General features: G+C 49.9%; 24 protein-coding genes. 12 read left to right on the forward strand and 12 right to left on the reverse strand.

The features are described from left to right. Positions 1-19 precede the first annotated feature (19 nt). Entirely contained in the window at positions 20-1,171 is a 1,152-nt protein-coding gene (gene apbC, locus C0081_RS11950) for an iron-sulfur cluster carrier protein ApbC (RefSeq protein ID WP_101534062.1), read from the reverse strand. Positions 1,172-1,547: 376 nt separating this feature from the next. On the opposite strand from apbC, the gene mobA reads away from it, so the two are divergent. From mobA to C0081_RS11985, 7 genes are all read left to right on the forward strand, one after another. After that, positions 1,548-2,291: a molybdenum cofactor guanylyltransferase MobA gene (gene mobA, locus C0081_RS11955; protein ID WP_210200482.1), complete on the forward strand. Its 744-nt coding sequence runs from the start codon at positions 1,548-1,550 to the stop codon at positions 2,289-2,291. 37 nt (positions 2,292-2,328) lie between these two features. Then, complete coding sequence (gene mobB, locus C0081_RS11960; RefSeq protein ID WP_180966870.1) at positions 2,329-2,892, forward strand: molybdopterin-guanine dinucleotide biosynthesis protein B; 564 nt, start codon at positions 2,329-2,331, stop codon at positions 2,890-2,892. Between the two features lie 438 nt (positions 2,893-3,330). Then, positions 3,331-4,104, forward strand: a complete 774-nt coding sequence (locus C0081_RS11965) for an ABC transporter substrate-binding protein (protein WP_101534063.1) — start codon at positions 3,331-3,333, stop codon at positions 4,102-4,104. Between the two features lie 66 nt (positions 4,105-4,170). Continuing rightward, positions 4,171-4,881, forward strand: a complete 711-nt coding sequence (locus tag C0081_RS11970; RefSeq protein WP_101534064.1) for an ABC transporter permease — start codon at positions 4,171-4,173, stop codon at positions 4,879-4,881. Beyond that, positions 4,878-5,732 carry an ABC transporter permease gene (locus C0081_RS11975; RefSeq protein WP_425349472.1) on the forward strand — a complete coding sequence of 285 codons (855 nt, stop codon included), beginning with the start codon at positions 4,878-4,880 and terminating at the stop codon, positions 5,730-5,732. The genes C0081_RS11970 and C0081_RS11975 overlap by 4 nt, the downstream gene beginning before the upstream one ends. A gap of 150 nt (positions 5,733-5,882) precedes the next feature. Beyond that, entirely contained in the window at positions 5,883-7,955 is a 2,073-nt protein-coding gene (gene glyS / locus C0081_RS11980) for a glycine--tRNA ligase subunit beta (RefSeq protein WP_101534065.1), read from the forward strand. A 99-nt stretch (positions 7,956-8,054) separates the two neighbouring features. Continuing rightward, positions 8,055-8,927: an NAD(P)-dependent oxidoreductase gene (locus tag C0081_RS11985; protein WP_101534066.1), complete on the forward strand. Its 873-nt coding sequence runs from the start codon at positions 8,055-8,057 to the stop codon at positions 8,925-8,927. A gap of 270 nt (positions 8,928-9,197) precedes the next feature. On the opposite strand, the gene C0081_RS11990 is transcribed toward C0081_RS11985, so the two are convergent. Further along, the gene (locus tag C0081_RS11990; protein WP_210200496.1) at positions 9,198-9,674 is read right to left on the reverse strand and encodes an Lrp/AsnC family transcriptional regulator; all 477 of its coding nucleotides are present in this window, start codon (positions 9,672-9,674) and stop codon (positions 9,198-9,200) included. 178 nt (positions 9,675-9,852) lie between these two features. After that, positions 9,853-10,470, reverse strand: a complete 618-nt coding sequence (locus tag C0081_RS11995; RefSeq protein WP_101534367.1) for a uracil-DNA glycosylase family protein — start codon at positions 10,468-10,470, stop codon at positions 9,853-9,855. A gap of 234 nt (positions 10,471-10,704) precedes the next feature. Here C0081_RS11995 and C0081_RS12000 point away from each other — a divergent pair, with 234 nt between their 5' ends. Then, a complete protein-coding gene (locus tag C0081_RS12000; protein ID WP_180966871.1) occupies positions 10,705-12,240 on the forward strand; it encodes a sensor histidine kinase in 1,536 nt (511 codons plus the stop codon). Between the two features lie 99 nt (positions 12,241-12,339). On the opposite strand, the gene cobT is transcribed toward C0081_RS12000, so the two are convergent. Further along, positions 12,340-13,365, reverse strand: coding sequence for a nicotinate-nucleotide--dimethylbenzimidazole phosphoribosyltransferase (gene cobT / locus C0081_RS12005; RefSeq protein ID WP_101534068.1), 1,026 nt, complete (start codon positions 13,363-13,365; stop codon positions 12,340-12,342). A 227-nt stretch (positions 13,366-13,592) separates the two neighbouring features. On the opposite strand from cobT, the gene cobS reads away from it, so the two are divergent. The 3 genes from cobS (at position 13,593) to C0081_RS12020 (ending at position 15,701) form a co-directional block, all read left to right on the forward strand. Next, positions 13,593-14,456, forward strand: coding sequence for an adenosylcobinamide-GDP ribazoletransferase (gene cobS, locus C0081_RS12010; RefSeq protein ID WP_101534069.1), 864 nt, complete (start codon positions 13,593-13,595; stop codon positions 14,454-14,456). A gap of 177 nt (positions 14,457-14,633) precedes the next feature. After that, the gene (locus C0081_RS12015) at positions 14,634-14,831 is read left to right on the forward strand and encodes a DUF1289 domain-containing protein (protein WP_101534070.1); all 198 of its coding nucleotides are present in this window, start codon (positions 14,634-14,636) and stop codon (positions 14,829-14,831) included. A 189-nt stretch (positions 14,832-15,020) separates the two neighbouring features. Then, positions 15,021-15,701, forward strand: coding sequence for a retropepsin-like aspartic protease family protein (locus tag C0081_RS12020; RefSeq protein WP_101534071.1), 681 nt, complete (start codon positions 15,021-15,023; stop codon positions 15,699-15,701). On the opposite strand, the gene C0081_RS12025 is transcribed toward C0081_RS12020, so the two are convergent. Continuing rightward, on the reverse strand, positions 15,698-16,528 hold the full coding sequence (locus C0081_RS12025) for a sulfite exporter TauE/SafE family protein (RefSeq protein WP_101534072.1): 831 nt from the start codon (positions 16,526-16,528) through the stop codon (positions 15,698-15,700). The genes C0081_RS12020 and C0081_RS12025 overlap by 4 nt on opposite strands. A 66-nt stretch (positions 16,529-16,594) precedes the next feature. After that, positions 16,595-17,581: a tRNA dihydrouridine(20/20a) synthase DusA gene (gene dusA, locus C0081_RS12030; RefSeq protein WP_101534073.1), complete on the reverse strand. Its 987-nt coding sequence runs from the start codon at positions 17,579-17,581 to the stop codon at positions 16,595-16,597. Positions 17,582-17,693: 112 nt separating this feature from the next. Here dusA and C0081_RS12035 point away from each other — a divergent pair, with 112 nt between their 5' ends. Then, positions 17,694-18,779, forward strand: a complete 1,086-nt coding sequence (locus tag C0081_RS12035; RefSeq protein WP_101534074.1) for a site-specific integrase — start codon at positions 17,694-17,696, stop codon at positions 18,777-18,779. Between the two features lie 40 nt (positions 18,780-18,819). Here the strand turns inward: C0081_RS12035 and C0081_RS12040 are convergent, their stop codons facing one another. From C0081_RS12040 to C0081_RS12065, 6 genes are all read right to left on the reverse strand, one after another. Next, positions 18,820-19,476: a hypothetical protein gene (locus tag C0081_RS12040; RefSeq protein WP_146006450.1), complete on the reverse strand. Its 657-nt coding sequence runs from the start codon at positions 19,474-19,476 to the stop codon at positions 18,820-18,822. A gap of 206 nt (positions 19,477-19,682) precedes the next feature. Continuing rightward, positions 19,683-19,877 (reverse strand): hypothetical protein, encoded by a 195-nt coding sequence (locus C0081_RS12045; protein WP_101534076.1) that lies wholly within the window; start codon positions 19,875-19,877, stop codon positions 19,683-19,685. Between the two features lie 8 nt (positions 19,878-19,885). Then, a complete protein-coding gene (locus C0081_RS12050; protein WP_146006451.1) occupies positions 19,886-20,140 on the reverse strand; it encodes a hypothetical protein in 255 nt (84 codons plus the stop codon). Next, the gene (locus C0081_RS12055) at positions 20,100-20,321 is read right to left on the reverse strand and encodes a hypothetical protein (RefSeq protein WP_101534078.1); all 222 of its coding nucleotides are present in this window, start codon (positions 20,319-20,321) and stop codon (positions 20,100-20,102) included. The genes C0081_RS12050 and C0081_RS12055 overlap by 41 nt, the downstream gene beginning before the upstream one ends. A gap of 26 nt (positions 20,322-20,347) precedes the next feature. Continuing rightward, positions 20,348-20,833, reverse strand: coding sequence for a hypothetical protein (locus C0081_RS12060; protein ID WP_146006452.1), 486 nt, complete (start codon positions 20,831-20,833; stop codon positions 20,348-20,350). 160 nt (positions 20,834-20,993) lie between these two features. Next, positions 20,994-21,743, reverse strand: a complete 750-nt coding sequence (locus C0081_RS12065; protein ID WP_245417935.1) for an NlpC/P60 family protein — start codon at positions 21,741-21,743, stop codon at positions 20,994-20,996. Between the last annotated feature and the right edge of the window lie 168 nt (positions 21,744-21,911).

Genomic DNA, 21,911 nt, shown 5'->3' on the forward strand with positions numbered 1-21,911 from the left:
CAATCACCAAGGATTGGTCTTACTCAAAAGTGATCTTGGGGGCTGGTCTACTGGATGTTTGCAGGCCTTGGGCCACATCTTTTGCGAGTTGCAAATAGATTGCGCTGTGTGGGTCGTCGGGTTCGGTCGCCACGATCGGGCAACCGGAATCAGACCTCTCGCGAATGTCCATATACAGCGGAATTTCGCCCAAGAATGGAATGCCGATTTTTTCTGCCGTTTCGCGTGCTCCACCATGGCCGAAAATATCATGTTTCTCGCCGCAACTGGGGCAAAGGAAATAGCTCATATTCTCCACAATACCAAGAATGGGAATGCTGACTTTCTTGAACATGGCGATACCCTTACGGGCATCCAGAAGAGCCAGATCCTGAGGGGTAGAAACAATCACTGAACCGGAAAGCGGCACCTGTTGAGCCATAGTCAATTGTATGTCGCCGGTTCCCGGAGGCATGTCGACAACCAGCACATCCAAATCGCCTTCCATGTTCCAAGCGACATCGCGCAGCATTTGTGTCAGGGCGGAAACCACCATCGGGCCGCGCCAGATCATTGGAGCATCTTCCTCAACCAACAACCCGATAGACATGGCCGCAATGCCATATGCCATGATTGGTTGGAGAATGCGGGTGCCTTCCACTGTGGTTGGCTTTTCCTTGATATTAAGCAGGCGTGGGATCGACGGGCCATAAATATCGGCATCCAGAATACCAACCTTCAGACCGTTTGCCTTCAAAGCCAAAGCTAGATTAACGGCTGTTGTCGATTTACCGACGCCACCTTTAGCCGAAGAAACAGCGACAATATGCTTGACGCCTTTAACATCCAGTTTGGCAGGTGGCGCTCCTCTTTGTGCCGGCGCTTTTGGGGGCTGAGGACGCGGCTGTGACGGGTGCGGAGGCGTCGCAGCCTGCGCACGATCTCCGGCTTTGCGCTCCGCAGTGAGTGCGACCATCGCTTTTTCAATACCGGGAAGGGATTTGATCTCTTTTTCAACCAACTGGCGCAACGGCTCCATAGCCTGCGCCTCCTCTGCGGGGACCGTCAGCGAGAACATCACCGAGCCGTCTTTTATGAAAATGTCAGAAACCAGCCCAGCCGAAACAATGTCTTGCGCACCGGGGCGCACCGGGATTCTTTTGAGTTTTTCCAGAATATCATCTTTGGTCACAGCTTGGTCACTCTTCTTTTTCCAGAACACGGGAGAAACCCCTATCAATTCTATGGTGGACAGCAGTCGTTTTGATCAACAACGGATCGATTTAACAATGCATCTTTGCAATGGAACTTACAGCCATTTGCCTGAGGCTTCTTCAATGTCAGATATAGCTGGAACTTATCTTGTCAATCGTCAAGATCGTACTGACCATTTGCCGCACTATGCCAGATTCTTGTTTGCTTACACAAAGAGTTGTTGTTTTCAACCAACGGACCCTGTGCCCACGCAGAAAACCTGATTATAGTCGCTACACCCTAAAGCCAACTTTCATAGAGGCTTTTAGCGCACAAATCCATTGCTGCGCGATTGGGGACAGTTGGAGCCAAATATGATCTACACGAAAGAAGACCTCCTTAAATTGGATCGCGCAGCGATGGAACAGTCAGGCTCGCTGTTTGATCAACCGGTCTACGCCAAAGACTTTACAAATCGCTGGGCCCATCGTGCGGTTGGCGCTGTTTTGGCTGGCGGCCAAGCGACCCGTATGGGAGGATTGGATAAGCCCTTTATCAACATTTCAGGCAAATCCTTGCTTGACCGGTGTGTGGATCGCCTTTCGATACAGGCCGACAGTGTTATTGTGAGTGCCAATGGGGATTTGAACCGTTTTGACACCGATCTTCCCGTTGTTGCGGACACATTCGCCGATTTTGCCGGGCCGCTGGCAGGTATACTTTCAGCGATGCGATGGACACAAGCCAATGCTCCTCACGCCTTTTGGGTCGCCTCTGTGGCAGTGGATACACCTTTCTTTCCTGAGGATTTGGTCTGCAGGTTCGTGATGGCAATGGGTGGCCCTGCTCCATCCGTGGTTTTGGCGCAATCTGGTGAAAACATCCACCCGACCTTCGGGCTTTGGCCCGTTGCCTTGGCTGACGATCTGGAAGACTTCCTAAAATCCGGAGAGCGAAAAATTCGGGTCTGGGCAGAGAAACACAATTGCTGCCACGCGGTATTTGGTGGCATTGCCATTGATGATTTGGACATTGACCCCTTCTTCAACGTCAATAACCGCGAAGACATCCCCGTCGCGGAAGCCATTGCTGACAGTCTTGCTGAGTTGACGGCGTAATGCAGTCCCTATTCACCCTACAGACGAGGGCATTTTCATGGCGCGCAACGATCAAAATGCTGACGATGTCGACTTGCTGTTTGGCCACAAGGTATTTGGCATTACTGGGTGGAAGAACTCAGGTAAAACGACCCTGATCACAGCGTTGATTGCTGAACTGACCAAACGTGGATACAGAATCTCGTCGGTCAAGCATGCCCATCACAAATGCGATATCGACAGAGAAGGCACTGATAGCTATCGGCATCGGCAAGCAGGCTCCGGAGAAGTAGCGCTGGTCGCTGCCGGTGTGCGCTGGGCGATCATGCATGAATGCGTTGATGAGCAAGAACCCTTGTTGAATGATATTCTACCGCGCTTGGCGCCGTGTGATCTGGTTTTGGTGGAGGGCTACAAAACAGAACCCTTCCCCAAAATAGAAGTGCGCCGCGCCGATGCCAATCATACAGACCCTCTTTCGCCACATGACAACAGGATTGTCGCGGTGGCCAGTGATGCCCCTGAACGATTGTGCGGCATTCAGTCTTTGACGGTCTTTGAGCTGGATGCAGTGGCTGAGATAGCCGACTTTATCGTCCGAAAAATGAAGTTAGCGATTTGATCAACCACCTGACGCCAGCAATTTGCCGGCCATCGCGATTTGCTCGTCATTTTGCCAATACATAGAATTTTCAAGACTGCATAAACCTTCTTCATTTGCCTAAATATCGGGCATCATTAGGTATTTTCCCGCAAGCTCTGTGGAATTCTTGCCAGCGAAATTTTCACCTTTTCCCAAAAACCACCGCATATCCTTTCAAATAGACGGCACTAGAAACATTTTTATTCTAGGTACGCCTAGGAATTGGGCGAAATCGAACGATCGTGCAAGTTTTATAGAATTGCCTGTTGTCAAATTGAGCAAAATAGTGGGAATATGTCCTCCAAGCGGAGTTTAACCCGCCAAATCCGGAGTAACCTGACACAGGTTCAAATATTGTGAGACCGCTCGTCTTTATGGGCAGTCTATCTTCATACAATATGTAAGAGGGAATATCTTATGCGTCTCGTAAAGAAACTCGCACTCACCGCAGCAGCTGTCATGATGGTCGCTGGTGGCGCAGAAGCTGCTGACAAAGTTCGCATCGGCACCGAGGGTGCCTATCCTCCATTCAACACACTCACCTCAGATGGCAAACTGGTCGGCTTTGATATCGACATGGCCGACGCGCTGTGTGCTGAAATGAAAGTTGAGTGTGAGTTTGTCGTACAGGATTGGGACGGCATGATCCCGGCTTTGATCGCCAATAAGTTTGACGCGGTGATCGCATCCATGTCCATCACACCAGATCGCCTGAAAAAAGTTGATTTTTCCAAGAAATATTACAACACCCCACCGGCAGTTGCTGTTCTTAAAGACTCCACACTAGAAGCCAACGTGGACGCTCTTGCAGGCAAGGTGATCGGAGCGCAATCATCGACAACACATTCCAATTATGCTGAGCAAAAGCTCAAAGATATTGAGCTCAAGCTTTACCCGACCCCTGATGAGTATAAGCTCGATCTTGAAGGCGGCCGCATTGACGGTGTGGTTGATGATATTGTGGTTCTGTCTGACTGGGTTGCTTCTGAAAAAGGCGCTTGTTGCAAAATCCTGATGCCTCTACCAATTGACCCTGTAATTCATGGCGAAGGTGCCGGCATTGCCGTGCGTAAAGGCGACACCGAGCTGGCTGATAAATTCTCTGCAGCCATCGCCGCCATCCGTGCAAACGGTAAGTACAAAGAAATTAACGACAAATACTTCTCATTTGACGTTTATGGTGGCGAATAAGATACGCCGCTAGATTGATTGCCCGGCGGGATATCCCGCCGGGTTTTTAATATGGGTTAACACTGCATGACAGACTATCTGACACTGCTGTCTTTCGGCCCGAAGGGCTGGAGCGATGAAATTTTCAATGGCATACTGGTCACAGTTTCGCTGGGGCTCGCAACTCTGCCCTTCGGCCTGCTGCTTGGATTCTTTCTTGCTCTGGGCATCAATTCCAAAGAACCGACAATACGAGCCGCGTCTAAAATTTTTACAACGATTTTCCGCGGTTTACCCGAGCTATTGACCCTTTTCATTGTCTATTACGGCGGTCAGATCCTCATCAATATGCTGTTTCAAAAGCTGTTTGGAATGACAGTGGAGGTCAATTCCTTCATCGCGGGCATGATAGCCTTGGCTTTCGTGTTTTCGTCCTATGCAAGTGAAGTGTTTTTATCTGCTTTTAAGGGCATCAATCAGGGGCAATATGAAGGCGCCTTTGCGCTTGGTCTGACACGTTCCAAGACCATGCGGCTGATTATCCTGCCGCAACTGATCAAACTTGCCTTGCCCGGCCTCTCAAACCTATGGCTTGTCTTGCTAAAGGAAACATCACTCGTTTCACTCATCACCTTGGTCGATACTATGCGTATGACTGGCCTTGCTGCTCGTAACACCAAAGAAGCCTTTCTGTTCTTCTCGCTGGCCTGTTTGATCTACCTTGCACTCACCTTCCTATCGTCGATTGGTCTTGAAAAAATAGAAAAGCGCGTTAATCGCGGCGAGGTGCGATCATGAAAATCGAAAGCACTGTCGCTGCAGCCATGATCGAGGAGCGCCCTCGCCCCGAGTCGATCAAAGGCGCTTTGATGAATATAAGCCGTGCTGTAGGCCTCATATTGCTGCTCGGATGGGTTGTCTTTTTTACAAGTATTATCTGGTTTCTTTACACTAGTTATGATCCCAACTATATAGCTCGCTATGGTCCCAAGTATTTTCATGGTTTCTGGACCACACTTGAACTGGTGTTTTGGTCGCTGATTCTTGGTGGCTTGCTGTCATTGCCTGTTGCATTCGGCCGGATGTCATCCAACACTCTGGTGAGCCGTATATCGTTTGGCTATATCTATTTTTTCCGCGGGACGCCGCTGCTTGCACAGTTGTTCTTGCTCTATTACGGCTTTGGACAATTTCGCCCCTTCTGGCAGGATATGGGTCTGTGGTGGTTATTCAGAGACAGCTGGTCCATAGCGCTGTTATCCTTCACGCTGAATACCGCGGCCTATCAGGCTGAAATTTTGCGTGGCGCGATTATGAATGTGCCAAGAGGCCAACTCGAAGGGGCCCAGAGTCTGGGCTTGCCCAAGCTCGTGACCTTTTTCAAGATCACACTGCCGCAAGCATTGATTGTGGCCCTGCGCCCCTATGGCAACGAAATCATTCTCATGGTCAAAGGATCCGCTGTGGTATCTATCATTTCAGTGTTTGACCTGATGGGCGAAACCCGGCGAGCGTTCTCCCAGACATATGATTTCCAAGCCTATATTTATGCGGCGATTTTCTATCTGCTTTTCGTGGAAATCATGCGCCGTCTATGGGACATATTGGAACATCGCCTCACCCGCCATTTGCATCGGGATACCGACTAAACGGCGCTCAAGCTTGCAAATTTTGAAAAACAATGGGGGCTATAGGCACTCAAACACGGTTTTATGTCATTTTACCAGTGACATTTTGCCCCCTGCTTGCTAGGTCAAAGCCTCAGATATTTCCAACAATTCGCGCAAATCGAGACCACTATGCCAGACCTTCTGCTTGAGCTATTTTCCGAAGAAATTCCGGCCCGCATGCAGCGCCGGGCTGCTGAAGATTTGAAAAAACTGATCACCGGGGGTTTGGTGGATGCCGGTTTGACCTATGAGGGTGCGCGGGCCTATGCCACGCCGCGCCGGTTGACGCTGACTGTTGCAGGACTGACCGCATCGTCTCCCGATATTTCAGAAGAACGCAAAGGACCGCGTGTTGGATCGCCCGAAAAAGCCCTCGCGGGATTTTTGCGCGGTGCAGGACTTACGTCCATCGACGATGCGACGATTCAGACAGACCCCAAGAAAGGCGACTTCTACGTTGCTGTAATCAACAAGCCTGGTCGTAAAGCAGATGAGATCATCGCTGAGCTGGTGCCTGATGTGATCAGAAAATTCCCATGGCCTAAAAGCCAGAAATGGGGCCAAGCCGGTGAAGGCGCGCTCAAATGGGTACGTCCACTGCATTCCATTTTGTGCACGCTGGCGGTTGATGGAGATGTGTCTGAAGTCGTGTCTTTCTCGGTTGAAGGCATTGAGAGTGGCAACCTGACCCAAGGCCATCGCTTCCACGGCAAAGAGAACTTTGCGGTCAAACGCTTCGAAGATTATGAATCAGGTCTCAAAGCCCGCAAGGTCATTCTGGATCTGGATGAGCGCAAAGACATCATTCTGAACGATGCCAAGACCCTCGCATTTGCGCAAGGGTTAGAGCTGGTTGAAGATATGGGCTTGTTGGAAGAAGTTGCCGGTCTTGTCGAATGGCCGACGGTCTTGATGGGCGAATTTGAAGCCTCCTTCCTCGACATGCCGGACGAAGTAATTCAGACTTCTATTCGCGAACATCAAAAATGCTTTGTGCTGAAGGACAGCAAAAGCGGCAAGCTGGCAAACAAGTTCATTCTTGTTTCCAATCTGATCGCGACCGATGGTGGTGCAACCATTGTGGCAGGCAACCAAAAAGTTGTTCGTGCGCGTTTGTCCGATGCGAAGTTTTTCTGGGAAACAGACCTGAAAACCGGTTTGGAAACCCGACTTTATAAGCTGGACAACATGGTGTTCCATGAAAAACTTGGAACCCTGAGTGCGCGCGTATCCAGCATTGTAACGCTGGCTGAAAGTCTGGCCCCTATTGTTGGTGCAGATCCCGCTCTGGCCAAACGCGCAGCGACGCTGGCAAAGGCCGATCTGGTCACCGACATGGTATTCGAGTTTCCTGAATTGCAAGGTTTGATGGGGCGTTATTATGCCTTGGCCTTGAATGAGGACCCTAGTGTCGCCGAAGCCATTGAGCTTCACTACAAGCCGCAAGGCCCATCGGATGAAGTTCCGACCAATCCAGTGTCCATCGCAGTTGCGCTAGCAGACAAGCTCGATTTGCTGACCGGTTTTTGGGCAATTGACGAAAAACCAACGGGCTCCAGAGACCCCTTTGCGCTGCGCCGTGCCGCGCTTGGTGTTATTCGCATTCTCGCAGATAATGATATTCGCCTGTCGCTGCGGGACATCTTTGCCAAAGCACGAGACGGCTTTGCCCAAAGCGATGATCTGATGTCCTTCTTCGCAGACCGCTTGAGTGTCTATCTCAAAGACAAAGGCGTTCGGTATGACTTGCTCGATGCCGTTTTTGCATTGGGAGATCAGGATGACATTGTCATGATTTCCAAACGCGTGCAGGCGCTGGGGTCTTTCTTGTCGACCGACGATGGGGAAAATTTGCTGGCAGGATATCGCCGCGCGGCCAATATCTTGCGAGCCGAAGAGAAAAAGGCTGGCACCACCTATCAGGGCCTCGTTGAAGGCGCTCATTTGCATGAGGAAGCAGAAATCGCCCTCGCCTCAGCTATTGAGAAAGCACGGGTTGCTGCGCAGGAAGCCGTGGCCGCCGAAGACTTTGAAGCCGCGATGTCAGCGCTGGCCATTTTACGAGCTCCGGTCGATGCCTTCTTTGATAAAGTTCTCGTCAATGACGAGCGCGAAGAAGTGCGTGTGAATCGGCTCAAAATGCTAACCCAAATCCGTCAAACCACTTTGACCGTTGCAGATTTTTCCAAAATCTCGGGTTGAGACAAATCAAGTCACAGGGCGGCTCATTTGCCGCCCTTTTTTTATTGCGGACTATTTGGCCAGACGTGGTCTTACACCAATTTCGAGGGGAAATATGATATGGCAAAAGTTGCATTTCTAGGACTGGGTGTGATGGGCTATCCGATGGCTGCGCATCTAAAAAACCAAGGCGGGCATGATGTCACGGTGTATAATCGCACCTCCACCAAAGCGGAAAGCTGGGTTGCTGAGCATGGTGGGGCTTTTGCCAAAACACCCGCAGAAGCAGCCAAAGATGCTGATTTTGTCTTCTGCTGTGTAGGCAACGATGACGACTTGCGCGACGTGACCATAGGGGATGAAGGCGCGTTTGCCACCATGCAGACCGGTTCAATCTTTATTGATAATACCACAGCCAGCGCCAAAGCAGCGCGCGAACTGTATGAAGTCGCAAAAGTGCAAGGTCTTGGCTTTATTGATGCGCCGGTCTCGGGCGGTCAAGCCGGTGCAGAAAATGGCAATCTAACCGTGATGTGCGGCGGCGATGAAGATGTTTTTGCCAAAGCCAAGCCTGTCATTGCTGCCTTCGCGCACATGGTTGGGCTTATGGGGCCCTCCGGGGCCGGTCAATTGACCAAAATGGTCAATCAAATCTGTATTGCCGGTTTGGTTCAAGGGCTGTCTGAAGGTGTGCATTTTGCCAAACAAGCCGGTCTCGATGTTGGCGCTGTGATCGATGTGATCTCCAAAGGAGCAGCTGGTTCATGGCAGATGGAAAACCGCGCCTCAACCATGGCCAAGGGGGAGTTTGAGTTCGGATTTGCTGTAGACTGGATGCGCAAGGATCTTTCCATCGTGCTGGATGAGGCGCGCAGCAATCAAGCTCGCCTGCCCGTCACGGCCACTGTCGATCAATTCTATGCACAAGTGCAAGCGATGGGCGGAAACCGTTGGGATACCTCTTCTTTGGTCGCTCTGCTCGACAGAAAATAGCGGCTTCAGCGGAGCTATTTAGCCGCCCATCTTCTATGTCTCCGATACGCTTTCCTCACGAAGTTCGGGCGTATCTTGGGGTCGGCAACCGCTGGGATACCTCTTCTTTGGTCGCTCTGCTCGACAGAAAATAGCGGCTTCTGCGGCGCTACAGAGTATAGGTCTTCAATCGAAGACAAAAGAAAACCCGCTACCAACCTGGTGCGGGTTTTTCTTTTCAAGTGCGCAGATAGACTTTCATGTGTCGCAAGAAGGTCAGAAATTCAAATCTCAGCGCGTCTCTTTTTCTGGCAAATAATTCAGCGGCAAGGCCGTCGTATATTTTATCTGCTCCATAGCAAAGGTAGTAGAAATATCACCAACTTCAATGCGCGCGATCAATCTTTTGTAAAAAGAATCGTAAGAATCGATGTCGGGAACCACGACCCGCAGCAGATAATCAACTTGCCCCGCCATACGGTAGAACTCCACAACCTCTGGAAAATCGCGTATGACATCTGCAAATCGTTTCAACCATTCTGCGGAATGCTCTGTTGTTGTTACCGCTACAAAAGCGGTCACCTTGGCATTCACTTTTTCAGGATCGAGCAGGACCACGCGGCCGGTGATCACACCTTCTTCTTCCATCTTCTGTATGCGTCGCCAGCATGGAGTGGTTGACAACCCCACGCGGCGGCCGATTTCAGCCACTGGCATAGTGGCATCTTCCTGAAGAATTTGAAGAATACGGCGATCCAATCTATCCAGCATTTTGTGGTTCCATTGCGCAATGCCCAGCCAGCAAGGACCTGACACGGGCGAATAATATTCTCATAATCATTTCTAGACAGCATGATATAAGAAGAAATTTCTAAGATCAATAGATTTTATGATCAATATCCGCTCAGTACTGCATCTATGACCGAATTCTGAGTAAAATATTTCGCTACGTACAATCAACTAACTGAGCGACTTCCCTGCGCAGCAAGGGAAGGATTTGTGCTTCAAACCAGGGATTCTTTTTCAACCAACCGGTATTCCTCCATGAAGGATGAGGCAGCGGCAAATAGCGGGGCCTGTCTGTCGCGCGCCATATTTCCCGCGCAGCGGCTACTGTTTCAGTCACCCTTTTTTGCCTTAATGATCCCAAATGATAGCGTTGTGCGTATTGGCCAATCACCAATATCAACTCCAACTGAGGCATCGCATCAAAAACCGCATCGTGCCATGCGCCGCGACACTCCTTGCGCGGTGGTAGATCCCCACCCTTATTATCATAACCGGGAAAGCAGAATCCCATCGGTACAATGGCGATCTGCTTGGGATCGTAGAAAACATCACGACCGATACCCATCCAATCGCGCAAACGATCACCAGATGGATCGTTGAAAGGAATGCCTGTATCGTGCACCCGCTTCCCCGGTGCTTGCCCCGCAATGCAAATCTTCGCCTCTGTCGAAAATTGCAACACAGGTCTCGGTTCATGGGGCAACACTTTTCCCGTTGGGTCATCACGGCACAGACGGCAGGCATGTATTTGTTGCAATAATGTAGCCACCCCCATTGCCATATCCCGTTCAAGCCTTTCATTTCTTTTCATAATTGGCAAAATAGGAAGCGTGCGCGATATGTCAATTTTTATCATCGCAATACAGGCTCAAGTCTGGCTAAGCTAGCATTGCGACCATCATAAAATTTACAATTTATTAACCAGATTTTTCAGCAGCTTTTTAAGATAAACCAACGACAATGACCCTCAACAAATTTTACTAAATTTTCTTTTGGGGGGTGGCCAAGCATGGCCGGTGTTTCTAACTCCGCGCGGTCACAAAAAGACAAGCGCGACGCGAACAGTGAGCGTGCTTCCAGACGTCGCGCTGTGCTTCGCACCGTGCATGATGTGCGTGAGCAGCTCAATAGCAAAGACGGATATCGCCCTTCCTTCCGCCATGAATTGATGATGATGTATGCCAAAAATCGCACAAGTGCGTATTTGGCAATTCCAATTCTGGTTTTAATTGTAGGGGCTGTATCGACTTTATGGGCAGAACCACTGCATTCGCTGTTCTGGATACTGGCAGCAATTACTGCACATGTTATCCTGTATCTGGTAACCCACAAATTTGAAACGCTATCAGTTGACGAAATTAACTTACGTCATTGGACGCGCCGTTTCCTTGTTTGGGAATGTATGAGTGGACTGGTCTGGGCCAGCATTTTACTGCTTCCCACCACGCGAGATGCGGTATATTTGACTGAATATTATTTCGCCATCATGCTGGTGGTGGTCGCTGTGACGACAATGCTTGCTTTTTCCATCCCAGCGGCTGTCTGGGCAGGCGCTTTTCCTATTTCTGCCGTGATCGTTTACAACACAATTGTTCATGTTGGTGTGGTGGATACCACCCTCTCCCTGATGTCGATTGGCGCGATGATCTTCTTTATGATGCTATCCAAGCGCCTTTATGCTTCGACGTTGGCAATGCTCAATTTCCGAATGGAGAAGGATTTTCTTATTACGGAACTGGAACAAGCCAAGGCAGTGTCTGACGAGTCTCGTCGTCAGGCCGAAGAAGCAAGCACCGCGAAAAGCCGTTTTCTCGCCACGATGAGTCATGAGTTGCGCACGCCACTCAATGCTATTCTCGGGTTTTCCGAGATTATGCAAAATGAGGTTCTTGGCCCCCTTACCAATGAGAAATACAAAGAATATGTCGGTGACATACACTCATCCGGATCACATTTACTAAATCTTATCAATGAGATACTCGATCTATCGCGGATCGAAGCGGGTCGTTATAAACTGAATGAAGAAGCGGTAACACTGGCCTATATTGCCGAAGATTGTGAAAATCTACTGCGTCTACGCGCACGCGCCAAAAATATTACAATCAAACTGTCACTCGACAGTAAGTTGCCCAAACTATGGGCGGACGAGCGGGCTATGCGGCAAATTATCCTCAATTTGCTAACCAATGCAGTCAAATTCACCCCACTGGGCGGCACAATAATTGTGTCGGTTAAAAATGACGAAGATGGCGGCCAGCATGTCTCGGTAGAGGACAACGGACCGGGTATTCCCGAGAATGAAATCACGACGGTTTTAAGTGCGTTCGGTCAAGGTTCTGCGGCAATACATAGTGCTGAAGAAGGATCGGGTCTTGGCCTATCCATCGTTCAGGCATTGGTCGAGATGCATGATGGCAAGTTCGACCTGAAGTCGGAATTGCGAAGAGGCACCAAGGTTACGGCAAGCTTCCCGCCTGCCCGCGTAATGGATATTGCGCCGCCAGTCGGCAAGAGCAACCGCATTACTTTGCAGCGCGCCATCTAGTGCGTGTCGCGCCTTGCCGTGACATCTTAAAGCAGCAGGCAACAAAAAGCCGGACCCAGGTCCGGCTTTTCTTTTATGACGATGGATCGACATATCTGATTATTCAGGAAGGTCAACACCGGCCTGTTCAAAAGTTGCCATGCCTTCATGCAGCTTACACGCAGCTTTGACGATACCTGCAGCAATCGCTGCTCCGGTGCCTTCACCCAAACGCATCCCTAGATCCAACAAGGCAGTCTTACCCATTTTGTCGAGAGCGTTTTTGTGTGCGCCTTCAGCCGAACAATGGGAGAAGATACAATGATCTATGGAGGACGGATCCAGCTTATACAGGACAGCGACGGCTGCCGTTGTGTTAAAGCCATCAACAATCACTGGAATATTTTGCTGACGGGCTGCCAAAACGGCACCTACCATCGCGGCAAATTCGCGACCGCCCAGACGGCGCAGCACTTCAAGCGGCTTGCCTAGGTGATCTTTGTGGGTTTCCAGCGCCTGATCTACAACGTCGATTTTGCGCTGTAGTCCAGCATCATCCACTCCGGAGCCGCGGCCAACCCAATCGGCACCTGTACCGCCAAACAAAGCGGCAAACAAAGCTGCTGAAATTGTTGTATTGCCAATGCCCATTTCGCCCAAACAAAGCAAATCAGTGCCCCCAGCGATGGCCTCCATACCAAATGCGATGGTTGCGACACATTCTTGTTCAGTCAACGCTGCTTCAACTGAAATATCACCTGATGGATAGTCCAAAGCCAAATCAAAGACCTTCAGGCCCAGATCATTGGCAATGCAGATCTGGTTGATGGCTGCGCCACCAGCTGCAAAATTCGCGACCATTTGGTGGTTGAGCGACGAAGGAAATGCCGAAACACCCTTAGAAGCAACACCGTGATTGGCGGCGAAGACAGCGACCAATGGACGCAGGATTTGTGGTGGAGATTGACGCTGCCAAACAGCAACCCATTCTGCCAGTTCTTCCAAACGACCAAGTGAACCCGCAGGTTTGGTCAATTGAGCCTCACGGTCGCGTATTTTGGCGCGCGTGTCTTCATCTGCCGTTGGCATGGTTTTCAGCAAAGAAAGAATATCATCAAATGGGAGTCCAGTTGCGGAAGCGGTCATTTATGCACCTTTACGGCTTGGTTGAAGCGTTCACCAGAGGTATAGCCTCAATTTGGAAACAGGACGATTGGGCTCAATCAAAAAGCGAACAAGGATAAGTTTGGGAATACGACTTGCCTTGCCGCGTCGAATTTGCTCAGTTCTCAAAGTTGTTGCCAGAGATATACTGATCTGACTTAGTCGGGGCAATAAGCAATTGCCACGATCATGACAAAGGGAGAGGTAAAATGTCTAAACCACTTGATAAGAACGAACACTCTTCCCTTATTCACATTGTCCTGTCAGACCTTCTTAATTGGCGGCAGGACATTGTAGACTGTCTCGCCTTTTTCACCCGTTTGCCAGTGCCCGCTATTTTGGGGCCGGTCACTCAAGGGGTGCCGCAGTTTTCGCGCACATCCCGTGCGTTACCGTTGATCGGTTTGCTGCTGGGTGCCATCTCAATTGTACCGGCTGTGCTGTTTGACCGTTTTGCCTACACCACCCCGTTACCGGCGCTGCTTCTTGCAGCATTGACCATTGCAGCTATGGCTATCATTACCGGTGGTTTGCATGAAGATGGTCTAGCGGATGTTGCTGATGGTTTTTGGGGTGGACAGACCATTGCCCGCAAGCTTGAAATCATGAAAGACAGCCGCCTTGGTAGTTATGGAGCCCTGGCTCTCATGCTTTCTCTGCTCATGCGCGTCAGCATTCTGTTTTATCTGTTTGAAAATTACGGTGTGTCCGCAGGCAGTATCGCATTTTTGGCGTCCTGCCTCGTTTCACGCGTTCCTATCTTGCATGTTTGGTATAGTCTGCCGCCTGCCCGCTTAAACGGACTCTCAGCAACGCTGGGCCAGCCTTCCAAGCAAACCTATGCAACTGGTATTCTTTTGGCTTTGGTTGCAACAGGCTTTTTGATCATCCCGACTTTTGGACTGTCAGCCGCGATATCCGCACTGGTAATGCTGTCTGGTTCTACATTGTTGGTGGTCAGCACGGCGCGGCACCATATAAAGGGACAGACTGGCGATGTGCTTGGTGCGTCTCAACAGCTTGGCGAGATCGCGTTTGGTATCGGCCTGTTGTTGTTTGCTTCTGCGGCTTAAAGGCAGGCTTTGCTTTTCGCTTCATTTCATTCTTTTCAAATACAGACCGTGACTGACAACGCCTTATTTGTTTAAACTTGCCCTTGTGTCTCAATTGACGCAAATGGCTTGGCGGCCTTACAACCGTGAACAGCCGTTGCTACAAGAGCCCGATAAAAGCCCTATTGGAGTGCCGTTATGGCCGTTAAATCCCCCTGCATTCAAGTCTGCACGATCGATAAAAAGAGCGACCTTTGTTATGGCTGTGCACGCAGTTTGGATGAAATCAGGGATTGGGGAATGATGAGCGATTCCGAACAAGAGGCCATCGTCGCCCAGATTGATGAACGTATGCTTGTACATTTTGGTGTCAACCGGGTTAAGAAGCCTGCTTGATCAGCTCGGAGCCATACTTTTCTGATCAAATCAGAGAGAACGAATGCACTTTGCAAGAACGCTTGCGTAGCATTGACATACTTTCATCCCTATATCCTGACATATAGTTTGTTACCGCAGCCCTTGCACGGGGGTGGTTGGCACGGATTGTCTAATATCTGACGCACTCATTCGTAGGAGATTGAAGCCATGTTTTACGTCATTTTGGGAATCATGGCCACCGCCGTCGCTGTGTTGATGTTCAACCATGAAGCGGGCGAAGTCTTTGGTTATCCCATTGAAATCGTTGCTAGCATAGCACTTTCCTCGTCTCTATTGCTGTATCTCATTGGAGGAAATCTGGGACGCAGCAGCCTTCTTCAATCTTTAAAACAGGCAGCAACCTGGTTGTTGATTGGCTTTGCGCTGGTGCTTGGTTACAGTTTCAAGGACGATGCCAAACTGCTTGTCAGCCGCGTAACAGGTGAACTGCTACCCGGTGCCGCAGTCGTTTCACAAAGTGGAGAAGTTACATTCCGTAGGTCTGACAACGGGCATTTCATGGTTCGCGCTCAAATCAATGGCGAGACAGTGCCCATGCTGGTGGATAGCGGGGCCAGCTCGATTGTGTTGAGCTATTCCGATGCAACAAAAACCGGGCTGGACCTTGGTGCTTTGTCCTTCTCTGCTCCGGTGAGCACCGCAAACGGGCGAGCGCTCGCGGCTCAAGTTTGGTTGCAACAAATCTCAGTCGGCGGAATCGAAGCGCAAAGCGTCCCCGCCATGGTCGCGCAAAAAGGAGCGCTACGGGAAAGCCTTTTGGGCATGAGCTTTTTGGATCGCCTTGAGGGCTGGTCTGTGTCCGGAGATCGCCTGACGATGATCCCTTAACTGTCGTTGAGCGCCAAGAAAAATCGAATGGCCACAATGATTAGAAAAACACCGAATGCCCGCGATAGTGTTTTTTTAGGCAGAGCGTGAGCCATTTTTACCCCCAGAGGCGCAAACACTATCGTAACAGGGATGATCAGAATGACGGCTAGAAGGTTGATAAAACCAACTGAAAATTCGGGCAATCCCGATTTACCCCAACCCGCAATCACATAGCCGATGGTCCCCGGAATGGAAATCAACACCCCGAGACCAGAGGATGTCGCAACGGCCTGATGGATGGGGCGATTATAAAGTGTCATGAAGCTGTTGTTCATCACACCGCCCCCAATGCCCATCAGCGACGAGAAGAATCCGATGACGACACCAGCAATCGCGCGCCCTTTTGTACCAGGTAGGTCCTTACCCAGTTTCCAGCTTTCCTTGGCGAACAGCATCTTGAAAGCGACAGCCAATGCAATCACAGCGAACACCGCTTTGAGGCTATTTGCCGAGATGAAAGCGGCCGTTAATGCACCCAAGAAAACACCCGCAGGCACCGCTATCAAATAGCTTCGCAGCAAATCATCATCAACCGCGCCCCGCTTATGATGAGATACAAATGATCGCAGAGATGTGGGAACAATAACGGCCAGAGATGTGCCGATAGAAATATGCATGCGCACCGCTTCATCAACCTGCAAAATACCCAAAAACTGATACAGAACCGGCACCAAAACAGCCCCGCCACCAATGCCAAACACACCAGCCAACAGGCCGGCGATCGCGCCAGCCCCGATCAAGGCAATGGCTAATGAAACGAGGGTCGGATCAAAGGACTGCAACATTGCCGGTTTTCCCTAATTTCAAATTGTTGGGCTTAGGCAAGGCCAGTCTGGATGCCTGATCGTGTGTCATCGCAGTGCCGCCAGCGCATCTTCAACAACCTGTGACGTTGCGTCGGGCTTGACCGATTCTACAGTCAAAATTTGCCGCCAGCGTTTGGCTCCCGGTCTGCTCTGAAACAAGCCAAGCATATGGCGGGCGACCTGATTTACCCGTCCACCCCGTTCGACATGAGCATCAATATAGGGGATCATCGCGCGAGCAACATCAAATAAATCGGGGCTTTGATCCGCACCGAATAATTCTCGATCCACATCAACCAACAGTGCAGGATTGTGATAGGCAGAGCGCCCCATCATCACCCCGTCCACGTGCTCATAATGTGTTTGGGCAGCGTCAAGACCGGTGATGCCACCATTGATCGCAATATGCACATGAGGCAGACGCTGCTTTAGACGATAGACCCGATCATAGTTCAGCGGTGGGATGTCCCTATTTTCCTTTGGGCTGAGACCTTGTAGCCACGCTTTGCGTGCATGAACCGTCAACCCGTCACAACCAACACTGAGCACCTGATCAACAAGAGTGTCTAAAGCTTGTTCTTCATCTTGTTCATCAATCCCGATGCGGCATTTAACCGTCACCGGAATATCGCAAACCGCCTTCATCGCCTCTACACAGCGGGCAACGAGGTCTGGCTCGGCCATCAAACAGGCACCAAAGCGGCCGGATTGAACACGATCAGACGGACAACCAACATTAAGGTTGATTTCATCATAGCCCCAATCGGCACAAATGTGTGTTGCTTCTGCCAGAGCCTGAGGATCCGACCCACCCAATTGCAAAGCAACTGGATGTTCGGTGTCATCAAACCCGATAAGATGGTCACGGTCACCATGAATGACGGCGCCTGTCGTAACCATCTCTGTATAAAGCAACGCCTGTTTCGAAAGCTGCCGATGGAAATAGCGACAATGCCTATCCGTCCACTCCATCATGGGCGCAACCGAGAACACCTTAGCCATTGATTTGTATTGTTCTTTTATATTTTCCAATGACTTGACTGCCTTTTGATGTGGTACGATTTGTTCTCATTCAAACCCATTATTGACTATTTCTGCCTATGCAGTACGATTTAGTCGTACCATTTTCAAGAAAGTCGTACTCATGGGAACTATAAACGAACGCAAGCGAAAAAACGGGTCTGTTGCTTATTGCGCGCAGATTGTCATAAAGCGAGACGGCAACATTGTCCACCGCGAGAGCAAGACATTTGATAGAAAGCGGATCGCAGAGAAATGGCTGTATAAACGTGAAGATGAGCTATCAAAGCCTGATGCACTAAAGAAGCAAACAGGCAAGACGCTTGCAAATGCAATCGACAAATATGTAAAGACCAGCCAGAAGCAGATTGGCAGAACCAAGACGCAAGTGCTCAACACCATCAAAAACGAGTATGACATTGCCCAGCAAGATTGCTCTGACATCAACAGTCAGGCGCTTGTTGAGTTTGTGGAAGAGCTGAATACCAGAATGACCCCACAGACAGCACAAAACTACATGTCGCACCTTGGGGCTATTTTTTCGATTGCCAAACCGGCATGGGGCTTCCAGCTCAACAAGCAAGCCCATGTTGACGCGATGGCCGTATCAAAGAGATTGGGGCTGACCGGCAAAGCTGTAAGCCGAGAGCGCCGCCCTACTCTGCAAGAGCTCGATTTGCTGATTAAGCATTTTCAACACAAGGCAAAGTTTCGCAAGCAAAGCATTCCCATGCAGCACATCATTCCCTTTGCGCTTTTTTCAACCAGACGGCAGGAAGAGATCTGCACCATCCAGTGGGATGACCTAGACAGAGAAGGAAAACGTATTCTTGTGCGCGACATGAAGAACCCAGGCGAGAAGATAGGTAACAATGTCTGGTGCGATCTGCCTGACCCTTGTCTCGACATCATCGAAGCGCAGCCTGAAACAGCAGCGCAGATCTTTCCCTATAATCACAGATCAATCAGCGCGGCCTTCACGCGGGCGTGCCACTTCCTTCAGATCGAGGATTTGCGGTTTCACGATCTGCGCCATGAAGGTGCAAGCCGCCTGTTCGAGATGGGCTATAACATCCCACACGCTGCAGCCGTCACCGGCCACCGTTCCTGGTCTAGTCTTAAGCGCTATACGCACATTCGGCAGACCGGTGACAAATATGAAGGATGGAATTTCATCGACAGCTTGTTCTTCCAGACACAAAATGACTAAACCATTACGGACTCAAGCCACTAGAATTTTGGTTCTGGTTCTAAATTTTAATGCACTTTTTTGGCGTTTTGCTTTCACCACATTTTATGGTGAAGCAAATATTCTCATCAAGAGTTAAGTCGCGAACAAAACTGATTTTTCTCCAATAGGTTCCTGCCTTTTCCTCATTGAAGATTGGTTGCAAAAAATGATAGGTTTGCATTCTTCTCCTTACAAACTCTGTTTTCATCGCGTCATCAGCATCACTTTCTGCAGAAAACTCGGGAACTTTAGATCCTGATATTGTTTCCTCCAAATACACAGGCTCATCACCGCCGGCGAAAACGTCGTGGCCAAAATCCACATACATTTGGCAATGACTGTAGTCACCGATTCTGGTTTTACGAACCAATAATTGGCCTCCAACTATTAAGACATCTTTTCCGATAGATAACTGAAAATCAGAAAAATTTTCGTAGCCGATTATAGATAAATCATTGGCATCTGCTGCAACAAGATCAGTTATTTTTACCTCCGACTTAACATCGTCAACCAAGTCTTTGTACACATCTCGAAAAAGATAAGTAGTACCAACAACCGAAATGATCGCCGTCCCCCAAACCATCCAACGGAATTTACTAAATCTCTGTGGAAAAAGTATTCCACCAGAACTCAAAAAAAGAAGAGCTAACGCGACGAATTTTAGAGTCAGCAACACTGGTGAACGACTTTCGGTTGTTGGAAATTTGATTTTTTGAAAGGCCTGACGGCCTTTTACAGTTAGATACTACAGGACTATATTCAGCACTCAAAACGCTTTATACCGAGATACGTTTAACTTCACATATCTATTTCTGCGCTTTCTATTTCTAACTTCTCTAACCACTGATAAATATGTAAAATCGAATCCCCAAGTCGACAGCGTCACTTATCCGCCTTCTCGTCCAGCTTCTCTTCAATGCGCCTGAGACTTTCAAAGATCCGGTCAGTGGCCTTGCCATAGCCTTTCATACGCTCTTCAAGCACCATGATTTTTGCCCGTTGCATGAAATGAGAACCGGACACAGCGGCCACGATTGCGGCTATATAAAGCAAGTCTTTGATTTCAGCGCTCACCATGCCCTCACCTATCGCCCACACTGTTGGCGGATCACATCTTGATTGACCTTCAAATCTTTCAGGAAGTCTTCAGCCCCCGTGGGAGCATCGGTTTTGAGGTGACCATTGGCCGTCAGCCATTTGCGAAACTCTGCCTTGACCGCTGGCGACACGCGCACCACACGCGCTTCGCACAGGCTGTTTATGATGGCTTGGTCAGTCTGACAACCAGCCAACAGGCCACTAAAGGCCATCAATGAGAGCGCCAAAATCATCTTGTGCATCGGTTTTTTCCTTGATGGTTTGCGCCTGGTCTTTCACTTTGAGCTGTTCTTTCAGCGCATCATTCTGCGCCTTCAATTCCCCTGCTTCACGCAAGGCAGAATTGGCAACACGGTCCTGATAAAGCCCCCGCAGAAACTCACCTAGGAAGCCAAGCAGAGCACCTATAATCCATTCCAACATGCTGCCAATCCTTTTGTTGATTTGCGTTAAGCGCCAGCCTGCGCAGACATATCCATCTCAACCAGCAGCTTTTCACCGAACTTGGCTTTGATCAGATCGGCCAGCTTGTCTGGGGTAAGACCAAAATACCGGACCGCATCAGGGCTCATCTTGACGACATAATTTGCGACCAGTGCCACCACTTCGCTGTCAACATCGAATGAGGTTTTGCCGTCCACCTTCTTCACCATCACTTCAAGGCCGCTGCCTATGCCGCGCTCGATCGCGCCGTGCAGGCTCTCGCGCTGTTTGGCGTCCAGCTGAAGGCCAAACAGCTTTTTGCCAGCCCACGCCAAGGTACCCACCAGAATGGCGGCAATAATCTCAGCCAAGCCCTGAACGACATCACCTGCCAACGTTGAAAGGGGGGAAAGATCAATGGTCGCCGCATTGGCTGGTATGGCCAGTGCAACAAAAGCAAGAGAGCCTAAAATCAAACAGGCTTTCATCTTGGAAAAGTTAGATAGTGTCATGGGTTCATGCTCCATAGAGTTTGTTTAAAACGTCGATGATTCATGATCCCACGACTTCTGGATTGGTTGATAAGTCAGGCAAGACCGCAAAGCGGTCGAAGCCGAACGCAAGCGAAGCGCGCCAGTTCATTGCCAGGGCAATGAACGAGAGCAATCGCCATCAAGCCTCGTTGCGAGACACCACTCCATTCGAGTTGACGACCGGCAGATATTCAAAGCCAACCTTGCCATAGACTTCAACGCCAGCCGGATAGTGGTAGGAAACCACCCGATCAGTCGAGAATGGTTTGATGGTCACCGCATCGCCCTGGTTGCCACCCAACACCATCAGATTGCCATGCTGGTCACGGCCCACAACAATGCCGACATGACCATATTTGCCGTTGCGTGTTTTGCGCCAGAAGACAACAACCGCCCCCACCGCTGGCCCGTCCAGCCCCTGCCCCCATCCTTGCCAATAGTAGGATTTTGCGCCCGCCGATCGCGTCGACCGGATCCCGCATTCCTCCAACACCCCGCCAACAAATCCCGCGCACCATGCGGTTTCATCATCGGTGAAAGGCATACGGATCAATTGCCACCATTCAAGGATTTTTGGATTGTGCCGGTTGCCCTTATATTCACGCAAGCCCAGATAGGATCGGCCAACCTGCAGCCAAATAGGCTCTTGGCCGTCCGCCTCGATCTTCTCATAATCCTTGCGGTCAGCGGTCACCGTATCAACGCTCCCGTCAAACAACGCTGCCTCGGTCAATGGCCCCACATACGACCGCGCCCGATAGCCGATGGACTTTTTGAAATTGATGATGGCCCGATCGGTGATAAGCCCTCGAATCCCGTCGACCCTGGCCAGATAAAAACCCTTGGCTTTCAGGGCCATTTGAATGCGTTTGATTTTGCTTTTAGTCATAAAAAATCCCCAGATAAGGTTGAACTCATCTGAGGATAGGTGCGGATTCAGATCGGTTGATTAGTTGCCTTCACGCGCTCAACAAAGCAACTAAAACAATCTGCCCGCCTGTTAATTTTGTTTCATTAAAACAAGTGACTAAATACGTTTTCTGACATACTCAGGATT

It is taken from the genome of Cohaesibacter celericrescens, from assembly GCF_002866925.1.
Taxonomy (GTDB): Bacteria; Pseudomonadota; Alphaproteobacteria; order Rhizobiales; family Cohaesibacteraceae; genus Cohaesibacter; species Cohaesibacter celericrescens.